Annotated in this window: 15 protein-coding genes and 1 other RNA gene; 6 read left to right on the top strand and 10 right to left on the bottom strand. The window is 58.6% G+C overall.

From position 1 onward, the window contains the following. Positions 1-313: 313 nt before the first annotated feature. An RNA gene (gene rnpB / locus AC07N4_RS28585) (RNase P RNA component class A) lies at positions 314-667 on the bottom strand. Positions 668-740: 73 nt separating this feature from the next. Next, complete coding sequence (gene rsmI, locus AC07N4_RS28580; RefSeq protein ID WP_173861362.1) at positions 741-1,583, bottom strand: 16S rRNA (cytidine(1402)-2'-O)-methyltransferase; 843 nt, start codon at positions 1,581-1,583, stop codon at positions 741-743. 240 nt (positions 1,584-1,823) lie between these two features. Between rsmI and AC07N4_RS28575 the strand changes: the two genes are divergently transcribed. From AC07N4_RS28575 to AC07N4_RS28560, 4 genes are all read left to right on the top strand, one after another. Continuing rightward, positions 1,824-3,635 (top strand): penicillin-binding protein activator, encoded by a 1,812-nt coding sequence (locus AC07N4_RS28575; protein WP_096822837.1) that lies wholly within the window; start codon positions 1,824-1,826, stop codon positions 3,633-3,635. Continuing rightward, positions 3,635-3,997, top strand: coding sequence for a YraN family protein (locus AC07N4_RS28570; protein ID WP_102621243.1), 363 nt, complete (start codon positions 3,635-3,637; stop codon positions 3,995-3,997). The genes AC07N4_RS28575 and AC07N4_RS28570 overlap by 1 nt, the downstream gene beginning before the upstream one ends. 102 nt (positions 3,998-4,099) lie before the next feature. Continuing rightward, complete coding sequence (locus AC07N4_RS28565; protein ID WP_007928463.1) at positions 4,100-4,693, top strand: phosphoheptose isomerase; 594 nt, start codon at positions 4,100-4,102, stop codon at positions 4,691-4,693. Further along, positions 4,690-5,268 (top strand): BON domain-containing protein, encoded by a 579-nt coding sequence (locus tag AC07N4_RS28560; protein WP_096822839.1) that lies wholly within the window; start codon positions 4,690-4,692, stop codon positions 5,266-5,268. Before AC07N4_RS28565 ends, AC07N4_RS28560 begins: the two co-directional genes overlap by 4 nt. Before the next feature lie 51 nt (positions 5,269-5,319). Here the strand turns inward: AC07N4_RS28560 and AC07N4_RS28555 are convergent, their stop codons facing one another. The 7 genes from AC07N4_RS28555 to rplM form a co-directional block, all read right to left on the bottom strand. Next, positions 5,320-5,733: a ClpXP protease specificity-enhancing factor gene (locus AC07N4_RS28555; RefSeq protein WP_065261496.1), complete on the bottom strand. Its 414-nt coding sequence runs from the start codon at positions 5,731-5,733 to the stop codon at positions 5,320-5,322. A gap of 16 nt (positions 5,734-5,749) precedes the next feature. Beyond that, positions 5,750-6,367, bottom strand: a complete 618-nt coding sequence (locus AC07N4_RS28550; protein ID WP_096822840.1) for a glutathione S-transferase N-terminal domain-containing protein — start codon at positions 6,365-6,367, stop codon at positions 5,750-5,752. 148 nt (positions 6,368-6,515) lie between these two features. Further along, positions 6,516-7,298 (bottom strand): cytochrome c1, encoded by a 783-nt coding sequence (locus AC07N4_RS28545; protein WP_102621241.1) that lies wholly within the window; start codon positions 7,296-7,298, stop codon positions 6,516-6,518. Beyond that, positions 7,298-8,509, bottom strand: coding sequence for a cytochrome b (locus AC07N4_RS28540; protein ID WP_102621240.1), 1,212 nt, complete (start codon positions 8,507-8,509; stop codon positions 7,298-7,300). The genes AC07N4_RS28545 and AC07N4_RS28540 overlap by 1 nt, the downstream gene beginning before the upstream one ends. Continuing rightward, the gene (gene petA, locus AC07N4_RS28535) at positions 8,509-9,102 is read right to left on the bottom strand and encodes a ubiquinol-cytochrome c reductase iron-sulfur subunit (RefSeq protein ID WP_003228055.1); all 594 of its coding nucleotides are present in this window, start codon (positions 9,100-9,102) and stop codon (positions 8,509-8,511) included. The genes AC07N4_RS28540 and petA overlap by 1 nt, the downstream gene beginning before the upstream one ends. Positions 9,103-9,371: 269 nt before the next feature. Next, entirely contained in the window at positions 9,372-9,764 is a 393-nt protein-coding gene (rpsI, locus tag AC07N4_RS28530; protein WP_007961615.1) for a 30S ribosomal protein S9, read from the bottom strand. A gap of 14 nt (positions 9,765-9,778) precedes the next feature. Beyond that, complete coding sequence (gene rplM, locus AC07N4_RS28525; RefSeq protein WP_003228062.1) at positions 9,779-10,207, bottom strand: 50S ribosomal protein L13; 429 nt, start codon at positions 10,205-10,207, stop codon at positions 9,779-9,781. A 244-nt stretch (positions 10,208-10,451) separates the two neighbouring features. Here rplM and AC07N4_RS28520 point away from each other — a divergent pair, with 244 nt between their 5' ends. After that, complete coding sequence (locus AC07N4_RS28520) at positions 10,452-11,492, top strand: NADP(H)-dependent aldo-keto reductase (RefSeq protein WP_493066593.1); 1,041 nt, start codon at positions 10,452-10,454, stop codon at positions 11,490-11,492. A 49-nt stretch (positions 11,493-11,541) separates the two neighbouring features. Here the strand turns inward: AC07N4_RS28520 and AC07N4_RS28515 are convergent, their stop codons facing one another. After that, complete coding sequence (locus AC07N4_RS28515; protein WP_096822844.1) at positions 11,542-12,678, bottom strand: acyl-CoA dehydrogenase family protein; 1,137 nt, start codon at positions 12,676-12,678, stop codon at positions 11,542-11,544. Positions 12,679-12,924: 246 nt separating this feature from the next. Here AC07N4_RS28515 and AC07N4_RS28510 point away from each other — a divergent pair, with 246 nt between their 5' ends. Further along, on the top strand, positions 12,925-13,821 hold the full coding sequence (locus AC07N4_RS28510) for a GlxA family transcriptional regulator (protein WP_173861364.1): 897 nt from the start codon (positions 12,925-12,927) through the stop codon (positions 13,819-13,821). Positions 13,822-13,858 lie beyond the last annotated feature (37 nt).

The following is a 13,858-nucleotide window of genomic DNA, read 5'->3' as shown; positions in this document are numbered from 1 at the left end:
CACCACACCGTCAAGGCGCGGATTAAAGGAAAACCCTTACAGAACGGAGATTTAGGAGCATAAAAGGAGGCGCAACGAGAATCTGGCGGATGCTTTTATCCAATAACTTGATGCAGCACTGAAAGCTGCGCTCGAAAGTTAAAGTAATTTGTTAAGAGTAAGATTTTTTCGGTATTACAAAAGCGCTTCTGCTGTTGATTGAAGCAAGGTGGGAAATGGCTATTACTGCGGTTGCCGCTGCCGGATTTCCAGAGCAGGCCTGCTGATAATAAACAGCCCTGTCGCCTTTAATTCAAGCAGGGAAAAGAAAAAGGTGGAGAGTCGATCTGTAAGCCGGGTTCTGTCTTGAACAGTCATTCGTCTACGATGGCCATCACTGGACATCTTTAGCAACCTACCCGGTCCCAGCGCGGGCCACGCCTTGGGACCCTATTTGGTCTTGCTCCAAGTGGGGTTTACCTAGCCACGAACTGTTGCCAGACGTGCGGTGCGCTCTTACCGCACCTTTTCACCCTTACCGGCGCCGAAGCGCTTAGGCGGTTATTTTCTGTGGCACTTTCCGTAGGCTCACGCCTCCCAGGCATTACCTGGCACTTCGCCCTATGGAGCCCGGACTTTCCTCCCCCCCCTAATTTTCATAGAGGGCAGCGACTGTCCGATCGACTCTCCGCCGCGCAGGTTAACGGCAGAGCGCCCGAAGAACAAGCGCTAATAGCCCGCAAACCGGTCTGCGCGACGGGTTACGCGTCTTTTTGCTGATCCAGCGCGACCTGATACAGCACGTTTTTGCGCTCACCGGTGATTTGCGCCGCCAGAGCCGCGGCACGCTTGAGCGGCATCTCTTCGAGCAACAGATTGAGGATGCGCATCGCCTCGCTGCTGACGGCATCTTCGGATTCCGGCGCAGTCCAGCCAGCCACTACAACAACACATTCGCCACGCTGCTGATTGCTGTCCGCCTCGACGAATGCGCGCAACTCGGCCAGCGGCAGGCCCTTGAGCGTTTCAAAGGTTTTGGTGATTTCACGGGCGAGCAATGCCGGGCGATCAGCGCCAAACACGGCTTCCATATCCTGCAGACACTCGAGAATACGATGAGGCGCCTCGTAGAAAATCAGCGTGCGCGGCTCTTCCTTGATCGCCTCAAGACGCGCCTTGCGCCCCACCGCCTTGGCCGGCAGAAAGCCTTCAAAGATGAAACGATCGGACGGCAGACCGGCAGCCGACAGCGCCGCAATCAACGCGCAAGCACCCGGTACCGGCACCACATTGATCCCGGCGGCACGAGCCTGACGCACCAGGTGATAACCCGGATCGGAAATCAGCGGCGTACCGGCATCGGAAATCAGCGCCACGTTATCGCCAGCCAACAGACGGGTGATGAAGCGACTGCCTTCGTCACGCTCATTGTGTTCGTGACAGGCCGCCAGCGGTGTAGTGATGCCGAAGTGCTGCATCAGACGCTGGGAATGGCGCGTGTCTTCGGCGGCAATCAGCGCCACTTCGCGCAGGATTTTCAACGCCCGGGCGCTGATGTCATCCAGGTTGCCGATGGGCGTCGCCACCACATAAAGCGAGCCCATAGCGGAATTCAAAGCACCTGGAGCAGTCAAAGCGCACACCTCATGATCGGTAAAAACCGCCATTGTAGCGCGTCGAGCGACCGGCGATGCGGTCGCGGCAGACACGGTTTGTCGCACCATTGTGCGGTCGCGCAACATTTGTATCAGCTAAATTGACGGTTTCACGCCAGTAACATCGCGCCCCGGCCAGCGCTTGGGTACAATTCGACGCTAATTTGATCGAGTATCAGGAACACTTACATGATCGCTTGCCTGCGGCTGTTCACTGCCCTCTGCCTCGCTGCCTTGCTGGCGGCTTGCGCCAGCTCCCCTTCCTCCAGCCTTGGCGAACTTCCACGGACTCCGGATGCCAGCATCGAGCAACTGCTCGAACAGGCCGCCCAGGCCAAATCGCCGGACAAGGCTGCACTGCTGCGCCTGAGTGCGGCGGACATGGCTTACCGTCAAGGCAATGCCGGACAGTCCGCGCAAATCCTGCAACAAGTGCCGATGGAACAGCTCCAGCCGGGCCAGCAGGCATTCGCCAGCACCTTGGCCGCTGAACTGGCCATGACCCGCAACCAGCCGAAAGCCGCGCTGGCAGCCTTGAACCATCCAAGCCTGCAACGCCTGAGCGAAATGTCGATACCGCTGCAAGTTCGCGCCGGCACCGTTCACGCCCGCGCCCTTGAAGCCGATGGCCAGACACTGGCTGCCGCTCGCGAGCGCATCTTCATCGCACCGATGCTGGAAGGCGAAGCCGCCAGCAAGAACCACGAAGCGATCTGGACCCTGATTGCATCGCTGCCGACCGATCAACTGCAACCGAACACTACCGATGACCTCGGCGGCTGGATGAGCCTGGCTCTGGCAGTGAAAACTGCCGGCACCCTCGAGCAACAGCAAGCCGCCATCGACGCTTGGCGCTCGCAGCACCCGAAACACCCGGCCGCGATCAACCTGCCGCTGCCACTGACCAAGCTCAAGGAACTGGCCAGCCAGCCGTTGAGCAAGATCGCCCTGCTGCTGCCGCAGGATGGCCAACTGGCCTCGGTCGGCAAGGCCCTGCGTGACGGCTTCATGGCCGCGCACTACCAGGCTCAGCAAGCGGGTCAGAAACCACCGGCCATCGTGTTCTACGACAGCTCGCACCTGACCAACATGGACGAGTTCTACCGCAAGGCCCAGGCCGACGGCGTGCAACTGGTTGTCGGGCCACTGGAAAAACCACTGGTCAAACAGCTGAGCACCCGCCCGCAACTGCCGATCACCACCCTCGCGCTGAACTACAGCGAAGGCGACCAAGGCCCGGCGCAACTGTTCCAGTTCGGCCTGGCCGCTGAAGACGAAGCCCGCGAAGTGTCCCGCCGCGCCCGTGCCGACGGTCTGCACCGCGCCGCGATCATGGTGCCGAAAGGCGAATGGGGCGACCGCGTCCTGCGTGCGTTCAGCCAGGACTGGCAAGCCAATGGCGGCAGCATCGTCGCCACCGAGCGCGTCGATCAGCCTGTGCAACTGGCCCAGCAGATCGCCGACATGTTCCAGCTGCGCCAGAGCGAAGCCCGCGCCAAGAGCCTGCAGAATGCTGCCGGCACGAACGTCGCCGCCCAGCCTTCGCGCCGCCAGGACATCGAGTTCATCTTCCTCGCCGCGACCCCGCAACAGGCGCAGCAGATCAAGCCGACCCTGAACTTCCAGTACGCTGGCGACGTGCCGGTCTACGCGACCTCCCATGTGTTCAGCGCCAGCGGCGACGTGAACCAGTACAACGACATGAACGGTGTGCGCTTCTGCGAGACCCCATGGTTGCTGGATGCCAACGATCCGCTGCGCAAGCAGGTCACCGCACAGTGGCCACAAGCCTCCGGCAGCCTCGGCCGCCTGTATGCGATGGGTGTTGATGCCTACCGCCTGGCACCACGCCTTGATCAACTCAAGGCGCTGCCGGACAGCCGCATCGATGGTCTGTCGGGTAGCCTGGGCATGACTCAGACACAACGCGTCGTGCGTCAACTGCCATGGGCTCAGTTCGTCAGTGGTCAGGTTCAGCGCCTGCCGGACACTCCGCGCTGATGCCCGACAGGTCAAACCTGCAAAGCGGCAAGGATGCCGAGCGCCAGGCGCTCGAGCATCTGCAACACCAGGGTCTGCGCCTGCTGGCGCAGAACTGGTTATGCAAACGCGGCGAGCTTGATCTGGTCATGCTTGATGGCGATACAGTAGTATTCGTCGAAGTACGTTACCGAAAGAACACTCAATGGGGTGGAGCGCTCGACAGTATCGACGGGCGCAAACGGCAGAAACTGATTTTCGCCGCACAGTATTTTCTTCAGCGCGAGTCGCGTTGGGCCAATTCCCCCTGCCGCTTCGACGTGGTGGCCATCGACAGCCACCAGGGTCAGCTGAACTGGTTGCAGAATGCGTTCGACAGTTGAGCGCCTGCGCCAACCTGGACATTTTCACTCAACACTTTTGCTCTTTGCTTTGCGGGCTGCACATTCACGTGCCGGACAGCCGCGCTAATTAAGGTCACACAGATGGACATGCAATCCCGAATTCGCCAGCTTTTTCAGGCCAGTATCGACACCAAGCAACAGGCGATGGACGTACTTGCACCGCACATCGAGCAAGCCAGCCAAGTGATGGTCAACGCCTTGCTCAACGAGGGGAAGATGCTCTCGTGCGGCAACGGCGGTTCGGCCGGCGACGCCCAGCACTTCTCCTCGGAACTGCTCAACCGTTTCGAGCGCGAGCGCCCGAGCCTGCCGGCTATCGCCCTGACCACCGACAGCTCGACCATCACCTCGATCGCCAACGACTACAGCTACAACGAAGTGTTCTCCAAGCAGATCCGCGCGCTCGGTCAGCCAGGCGATGTATTGCTGGCGATTTCGACCAGCGGTAACTCGGCGAACATTATTCAAGCGATCCAGGCCGCACATGATCGCGAAATGATTGTCGTAGCATTGACCGGCCGCGATGGCGGCGGCATGGCGTCGTTGCTGTTGCCCGAGGACGTCGAGATTCGCGTACCGGCCAACGTCACCGCACGTATTCAGGAAGTCCACTTGCTGGCGATCCATTGCCTTTGCGATCTGATCGACAGCCAACTGTTCGGGAGTGAAGAATGACCCCTAATCGCCTTGGCCTTCTGGCCTTGACCCTGTGCCTCGGAATTACTGGCTGCACCTCCGTGGTGAATGCCAGCCGCGAAGCACCGATCGAAGACGATCGCGGCACCCGCACCTTCGGCAGCAAGATCGACGACTCACTGATCGAAACCAAAGTCGGCGTCAATGTGTCCAAGGCCGATCCGAACATGGACAAAAAATCGCACATCGTCGTCACCAGCTTCAACGGCGTCGTGCTCTTGGCTGGCCAGACCGAGAACGCAGACCTCAAAGCCAAGGCCGAACAGGCTGCCGCCAACGTGCAACGAGTGAAGACGGTGCACAACGAGTTGCAATTGATTGCACCTTCAAGTTTCCTCGCCCGCCAGAATGACTCCTGGCTGACGACCAAGATCAAAACCCAGATGCTTGCCGACGCCAACATTCCCGGCTCACGCATCAAGGTCGTGACCGAGAACGGTATCGTCTATCTGCTCGGCCTGCTGACCAAACAGGAAGCGGCCCAGGCCACCAACCTGGTGCAGGGTGTTTCCGGCGTGCAGAAAATTGTGAAGCTGTTCGAATACATCGACTGATACGCAAAGCGCAGGCACAAAAAAGGCGATCCGGTTGGATCGCCTTTTTTATTACTTCACCACTTTCAGGCTTGGCCGACCGCTTGGGCGCGGCGGCTCGCTGTCCGGCGGCGGAATATCGTCATCCTGTTCGATCTCGTCTTCGTCATCCATCGGCGACTCCAGATCGAACACCATGCCCTGACCGTTCTCCCGGGCATAAATACCCAGGATCGCGGCAATCGGCACATACAGGCTGTGCGGAACGCCACCGAAGCGACCTTCGAAGGTCACGACGTCGTTGTCCATGTGCAGATGACGCACGGCACTCGGCGAAATGTTCAGGACAATCTGCCCGTCACTGGCAAAACCCTGCGGCACCTGCACTGCCGGGTATTCGGAATTGACCAGCATGTGCGGGGTGCAATCGTTATCCACAATCCACTCGTAGAGCGCGCGGACCAGATAAGGTCGACTGGAGTTCATAGCGGCTCCTTAAGCCTTAGCGCATGTCGCGTTCGACACCAGACAGACTCGCCTGGAAAGCCTCACGCGCAAACTGACGCTCCATATAATCAAGCAGCGGCTTGGCTGGCCGCGGCAGTTCTATACCCAGAATCGGCAAACGCCAGAGTATTGGCAATAGGCAGCAATCCACCAGACTTTGTTCCTCACTGAGGAAAAACGGCTTGTCGGCAAACAACGGCGACACGCCCGTCAGGCTTTCGCGCAATTCCTTGCGCGCCACGACACGCGCGGCTTCCTTGGTGCGTGAATCCAGAATCAGATCCACCAGACCACACCAGTCGCGCTGGATACGGTGTATCAACAGACGACTGTTGGCACGCGCCACCGGGTACACCGGCATCAATGGCGGATGCGGGTAACGCTCATCCAGATATTCCATCACCACGGTCGACTCCCACAACGCCAGGTCGCGATCGACCAGCGTCGGGAGACTCCCGTAAGGGTTCACCTCAATCAGTTTAGGCGGCTGACGACCAGCCTCCACATAAATGATTTCGGCGCTGACACCCTTCTCTGCAAGCACGATGCGCACTCGGTGGGAATAGTGGTCGGCGGGGTCGGAGTAACAGGCCAACCGATTGGTCACGCCCATGGCGATCCTCCTCGCTTGTTGAAATTGTCGGAGCCGGAAAAACGCGCGCGCCCAGAGGGCGCCTCCCGCAACACCTGACAGACCAGGCGTTGCGTTTTCAGAGGCGCCCTTGGGCGCGCGCGATTAACAGCAATTGCTTGAAGCGTTATCAGTGCACGTCTTTCCAGTATTCACGCTTGAGCAGGTAGGCGAACACAAAGAAGAACGCCAGGTACAGCAAGACGTAAGTACCGATGCGCTGATGTTGCAGCTTAACCGGGTTAGCCGAGTAAGCCAGGAAGGTTACCAGATTCTTGACCTTCTCATCGAACTGCTCTTCGTTCAGGGCTCCGGTTTTCGGCACGATGGTCAACTGATCGCACGCTTCATGAGTCAGAGGCGTACCGGTCAGCGGGTCATATTGCTTCTTGCCGTTTTCGACGATCTGCACCTGCTTGCAACCCACGACCTGACGACCTTGCAGGCCGACCAGCACGTTTGGCATGCCGACGTTCGGGAAGACCTTGTTGTTCACGCCCCATGGACGCGCAGGATCTTCGTAGAATGACTTGAGGTAACCGTAGAGCCAGTCAGTGCCACGAACACGAGCCACCAGAGTCAGGTCCGGCGGCGCGGCGCCGAACCAGGTCTTGGCGTCGGCCGGCTGCATGCCGATGGTCATGTGATCGCCGATCTTGGCGCCAGTGAACACCAGTTTCTGCAGCATCAGATCATGCGGTACGTCGAGGTCATCGGCAACACGCTCGTAACGCTGGAATTTGGCGCTGTGGCAACCCATGCAATAGTTGGCGAAGGTACGCGCACCATCCTGCAGGGCAGCCTTGTCGGAAACGTCGATGTCGACTTTTTCCAGCTCCGGACCACCGTGTTCGGCGGCGAAAGACAGCACAGGCAGCGCAGCAAAAATCAGAGCAAAAAATAACTTTTTCATCAGCCAGTCACCCTTTCCGGAACCGGTTTGGTCTTCTCGAGCCTGGTGTAGAACGGCATCAGAATGAAGTAGGCGAAGTACAGGAAGGTGCAGATCTGCGATACCAGCGTGCGCTCCGGCGTCGGCGCAAGAACACCCAGAATGCCGAGGATCACGAAGGAAATGCAGAACACCACCAGCCAGATTTTGCTCATCCAGCCTTTGTAGCGCATCGACTTGACCGGACTGCGGTCGAGCCATGGCAAGACAAACAGAAAGGCAATCGAGGCCCCCATGGCAATAACCCCCATGAGCTTGTCCGGTACCGCACGCAAGATCGCGTAGAACGGCGTGAAGTACCAGACCGGTGCAATGTGCTCTGGCGTCTTGAACGGGTTAGCCGGCTCGAAGTTTGGCTTTTCGAGGAAGTAACCGCCCATTTCCGGGAAGAAGAACACGATGAAGCAGAAGATGAACAGGAACACCACCACGCCGACAATGTCTTTCACGGTGTAGTACGGGTGGAAGGCGATGCCGTCCAGCGGGATACCGTTTTCGTCTTTGTGCTTCTTGATGTCCACGCCGTCCGGGTTGTTCGAACCGACTTCGTGCAACGCCAGGATGTGCAGCACCACCAGACCGAGAATCACGATCGGCAGGGCCACAACGTGCAGGGCGAAGAAGCGGTTCAGGGTGATTCCGGAAATCAGGTAGTCACCACGAATCCACTGGGTCAGGTCGTTGCCGATGACCGGAATCGCGCCGAACAGCGAGATGATCACCTGGGCGCCCCAGTAGGACATCTGGCCCCATGGCAGCAGATAACCCATGAAGGCCTCAGCCATCAGCGCCAGGTAGATCAGCATGCCAAACACCCAGACCAACTCACGCGGTTTCTGGTACGAACCGTAGAGCAGGCCACGGAACATGTGCAGATAGACCACGATAAAGAACATCGAAGCGCCGACGGCGTGCAACAGACGCAAGATCGAGCCGTAACTGACGTCACGCATAATGCCTTCAACGGAAGCGAACGCCTCTTCCGCCGATGGGGTGTAGCTCATGGTCAGCCAGACACCGGTGACGATCTGATTGACCAGAACGAGCAACGCCAGCGAGCCGAAGAAGTAGAAGAAGTTGAAGTTTTTTGGTGCGTAATACTTGCTGAGATGGTCTTCCCACATCTTGGTGGCGGGGAAGCGCGCATCAACCCAATCCATGAACTTGCTCATCACGCTTTCTCCGTATCGACGCCAATGACAATCAGGTCATCGGTCTCATAGGAATGCGGGGGTACTGGCAGGTTCAAAGGCGCAGGTTGCGACTTGTAGACGCGGCCAGCCAGATCGTAGTGGGAACCGTGGCAAGGGCAGAAATAGCCGCCTACCCAGTCTTTTCCCAGATCCGCGGGTGCCACTTCGGGACGGAAGGTCGGTGAGCAACCCAGGTGAGTGCAGATCCCGATCAGCAGCAGAATTTCCGGCTTGATCGAACGCACTTCAGGGTCGACATAGGTAGGTTGCGTGGAGTTTTTGGAGGTCGGATCGGAGAGCTGGCCCTCGATCTTCTTGAGATTCCCCAGGATTTCCGCAGTACGGCGAACAATGAATACCGGCTGGCCGCGCCATTCAGCAATCATCTGCTGTCCGGGCTCGATTTTGCTGACATTCACTTTCACCGGTGCACCGGCAGCTTTCGCCTTGGCACTGGGAAACCATGACCCCACGAACGGGACCGCAGCCCCCACCGCTCCTGCAGCACCCACCACGGATGTGGCTGCTACCAAGAAGCGACGCCGGCCTGCATTCACGCCGTCATTGCTCATTCAGTCCTCTCCCATCAGCTTTGTGGCCTGTTAAATCAGGCATCTACTAAATATGAATCTATGTACTTATAAAAATTTTGCCGAATGGTAATGAAAAGCCCCAATTCTGACAAGGTAATTACCCGGAGGGGTGGCCCCCAAGCCTTGTAGTATAGGGGGTCTACGAATGTGGCAAGTTGTCACAGCGCAATTATTCGAGAAATCGCACGCATAAAAAAACGCCCGGTTCCGTGAGGAATCGGGCGTTCTTTTTGAACGTGGAAGCGAAATTAACGCTTCGAGTACTGCGGACGCTTACGCGCTTTACGCAGACCAACTTTCTTACGTTCAACTTCACGGGCATCGCGGGTAACGAAGCCAGCTTTGCGTAGAGCGCTACGCAGGGTTTCGTCGTAGTCCATCAGAGCGCGAGTGATGCCGTGGCGGATTGCGCCAGCTTGACCACTTACACCACCGCCGATCACGGTGACGTAGATGTCGAATTTCTCGACAGTCTCGGTCAGTTCCAGCGGCTGACGAACTACCATGCGGGCAGTTTCGCGGCCGAAGAACGAATCCAGCGAACGGTTGTTGATGGAGATGTTACCAGTACCCGGACGCAGGAAAACGCGTGCGGTTGCGGTCTTGCGACGGCCAGTGCCGTAATTTTGAGTCGCCGACATAATGAACTATTCCGTTAAATCTTCAGTTCTTGGGGCTGCTGAGCAGTATGAGGGTGTGCAGCGCCCGCATAGACTTTCAGCTTACGGTACATGTCGCGACCCAGTGGGTTCTTAGGCAGCATGCCTTTAACCGCGGTCTCGATCACGCGCTCAGGGGCTTTGGCGATCAGCTTTTCAAAGTTGATCGACTTGATGCCGCCCGGGAAACCGGAGTGGGAGTAGTACATTTTGTCAGTGGTTTTAGCACCGGTAACACGGATCTGCTCGGCGTTGATTACGACGATGTAGTCGCCGGTGTCAACGTGAGGAGTGTACTCAGGCTTGTGCTTGCCACGCAGACGGCTCGCGATTTCGGTGGCCAGACGACCCAGGGTCTGACCAGCAGCGTCGACGACAAACCAGTCGCGCTTTACTGTTTCCGGTTTAGCAGTAAAAGTTTTCATTCTTTATAGCCTCAGGGGCCGCCTGTAAATAAGACGGCGGATCTTACTGAATAGTGCGTACTTTGACAAGTCAAAGGCAGCCGGATACAGACGCTTTCGGGGGCTCGGGTCGGCGCGTCCGTTCAACGGCAAGATTCTTCGGCGGCGGCGCATCACTTCCACTGCAGAAAGAGGTCGGCAATTATGCAGATTGCGAAAAAAATTTCAACCTGCTTTTATGCTTGTTTTGCCCAAGGAGCACCCGATGGACTATCGCCAGCTAGGCCGTACCGACCTGAACGTGAGTGCAATCTGCCTCGGCACCATGACCTGGGGCGAGCAAAACACTGAGGCTGAAGCCTTCGCCCAGATCGAACGGGCCAAGGGCGCCGGGATCAATTTCATTGACACCGCCGAGATGTACCCGGTGCCGCCGAAAGCCGAAACCTATGCCACCACCGAGCGCTACATCGGCAATTACTTCAAGAGTCGCGGCGACCGCGCCGACTGGATCCTCGCCAGCAAGATCGCCGGCCCCGGCAACACCATCGACTACATCCGCGACAAGAACCTGCGCCACAACCGCCAGCACATCACCGAAGCCGTGGACGCCAGCCTCAAGCGCCTCCAGACCGACTACATCGACCTGTATCAATTGCACTGGCCGGAGCGCAGCACCAACTTTTTCGGACAGCTGGGCTACAAACACAAGATCGAAGCCAACCTCACCCCGCTCGAGGACACCCTCCAAGCGCTCGACGAGCAAGTGAAGGCCGGCAAGATCCGCCACATCGGCCTGTCCAACGAAACCCCGTGGGGCACCATGCGTTTCTTGGCTTTGGCCGAAGCCCGTGGCTGGCCGCGCGCGGTGTCGATCCAGAACCCGTACAACCTGCTCAACCGCAGCTTCGAAGTCGGTCTGGCGGAGATCGCCATTCGCGAACAGTGCGGCCTGCTCGCCTATTCGCCGCTGGCGTTCGGTTTTCTGTCGGGCAAGTACGAAGGTGGCGCCCGTCCGCCAAAAGGTCGCCTGAGCCTCTACAGCCGCTTCAGCCGCTATTTCAACCCGCAATCGGAAGCGGCGTGCAGCCGTTACGTGGCACTCGCCCGGGAACACGGCCTGGATCCGGCGCAAATGGCGTTGGCCTTCGTCAATCAGCAACCGTTCGTCACCAGCAACATCATCGGGGCGACGACACTTGAGCAGCTGGACAGCAACATTGCCAGTTTCTATCTGAATCTTTCAGACGAAGTGCTTGAAGGGATTGAAGCGATTCACAAGGATCATCCGAACCCGGCGCCTTGATCCGGCGCTAAAAGCCGCGCTCCCACGCACAAGCGTGGGAGCGCCCAGGTCATAGCGACCGCGCAATGATCTCTTTCATGATTTCGTTGGTGCCGGCATAGATCCGCTGCACCCGCGCATCCGCCCACGCCCGGGCCACCGGGTACTCCCACATGAAACCGTAGCCGCCATGCAACTGCACGCACTCGTCGAGCACCTTGCATTGCAGGTCGGTGCCCCAGTACTTGGCCATCGCGGCAGTCGGTACGTCGAGCTTGCCTTGCAGGTGCAGCTCCAGGCAGCGATCGACGAACACCCTGCCGATCTGAATCTCGGTGGCCATTTCCGCCAGCTTGAAGCGCGTGTTCTGGAAGTCGGCGATTGCCTTGCCAAACGCCTTGCGGTCACGGGTGTACTCCAGCGTCCATTGCAGCGCCGCCTCGGCCGAGGCCAGTCCGCCAATGGCCACGGTCAGACGCTCCTGCGGCAATTCCTGCATCAGATAGGCAAACCCGGCCCCGGCCTGACCCAACAGGTTTTCCTTCGGCACTCGCACGTCCTGGAAGAACAATTCCGACGTGTCCTGAGCCTTCATTCCGACCTTCTCCAGGCGCTTGCCCTTGTCGAAGCCCGGCGTGTTCGCCTCCACCAGGAACAGACTGGTGCCCTTCGCTCCAGCCTTGGGATCGGTCTTGGCGACGACGATCACCAGATCGGCGAGAAAACCATTGGTGATGAAGGTTTTCGAACCGTTGATGACATATTCGTCACCGTCCAGCACGGCGGTGGTCTTGACCCCCTGCAAGTCGGAACCCGCGCCTGGCTCGGTCATGGCGATGGCCGTAACCATCTCGCCGGACACCAGTTTCGGCAGGTACTTGTGCTTCAACGCCTCGCTGCCGTAATGCAGGATGTACGGCGCGACGATGTCCGAATGCAGCGAGAAACCGATGCCGGTCAGCCCCAGCCGTCCGACTTCCTCGATCACTACGGCGCTGTACAGAAAGTCCGCCCCCAGCCCGCCGTACTCCTCCGGCAGGTGTGAGCAGAGCATCCCCGCCTCCCCTGCCTTGTTCCACAATTTGCGGTCGATGTAGCCTTGTTTTTCCCATTGCCCGTGGAACGGCACGGCCTCTTTTTCAAGGAATGTCCGCACGCTGTCGCGGAACAATTCGTGCTCGGAGCTGAACAGGGTTCTGGGGATCATGCGACACCTTTTCTTTATTGTTGAAGGGATCAGACCTTCAGAGACTAAGCCTCGCTTCCGATACAGGACACTGGACACATCCGACAAAAAATAAGACGATCCAGCCGTCTGGTGACCACTTTCCCTTATAAAAACAAAAGTTGAATTATGTCTAAGCAAGTCTCCACGCCCTTGCGGCGCGTCAGCATCCTGGCGATCGACCGGGTTTTCGCTTCCACCCTCATGCAAGCCAAGGATTTCTTCCATCTGGCCAGCCTGCGTTACGGCAAACAACTGGGCCACGGCCTGACTCCGGCATTCGAAACCCGCCTGGTCAGCCCCGACGGCAAACCGGTGAACAGCTTCAGCGACGTGGTCATGCCGGTGGACGGCGGCCTGGAAAACGCCGACGTCATCATCCTTCCAGCGTTCTGGGATGACTTCGACACGCTCTGCCAGCGTTATCCACAGGTGCTGCCGTGGCTGCGCGAACAACACGCCCGTGGCGCAGTACTCTGCGGCGAAGCCACCGGGGTGTTCTGGCTGGCCGAAGCCGGCCTGCTCAACGGCAAGGAAGCGACCACCTACTGGCGCTTCTTCAATGCCTTCGCCGAGCGCTTCCCGCAGGTCTATCTCAATCAGGACAAGCACCTGACCGACGCCGACAACCTGTACTGCGCCGGCGGCACCACCTCGGCCTGCGACCTTTACATCTATCTGATCGAACGCTTCTGCGGCGCCAATGTGGCGCAAGCTGTAGCCCGCGATATTCTCTACGAAGTGCAGCGCAGTTATTCGCCGGGCCGCATCGGTTTCGGCGGACAGAAACTGCACCAGGACGTGATCATCCTGCAGATCCAGCACTGGCTCGAAGAGCATTTCGCCGACAAGTTCCGCTTCGAAGACGTGGCCCGCGAGCACGGCATGAGCATCCGCAACTTCATGCGCCGCTTCCAGACCGCCACCGGCGACAAGCCTCTGCACTACCTGCAACGGCTGCGCATCGAGACCGCCAAGGGCTTGCTCTCCGGCAGCCGCAAGAGCATCAAGACCATCAGCTACGAAGTCGGCTACGACGATGCGAGCTTCTTCGCACGTCTGTTCCGCCAGCACACCGAACTGTCGCCGAACCAGTATCGACAGCAGTTCCAGCAAGCTGCCTGACGATTCGACCAGACACAAAAAAGGGCCTGCATCTGCA

Source organism: Pseudomonas sp. GW821-FHT09E04, assembly GCF_059416185.1.
The sequence above is the reverse complement of the archived record's forward strand: the minus strand, read 5'-3'. Positions and strand labels throughout refer to the sequence as shown.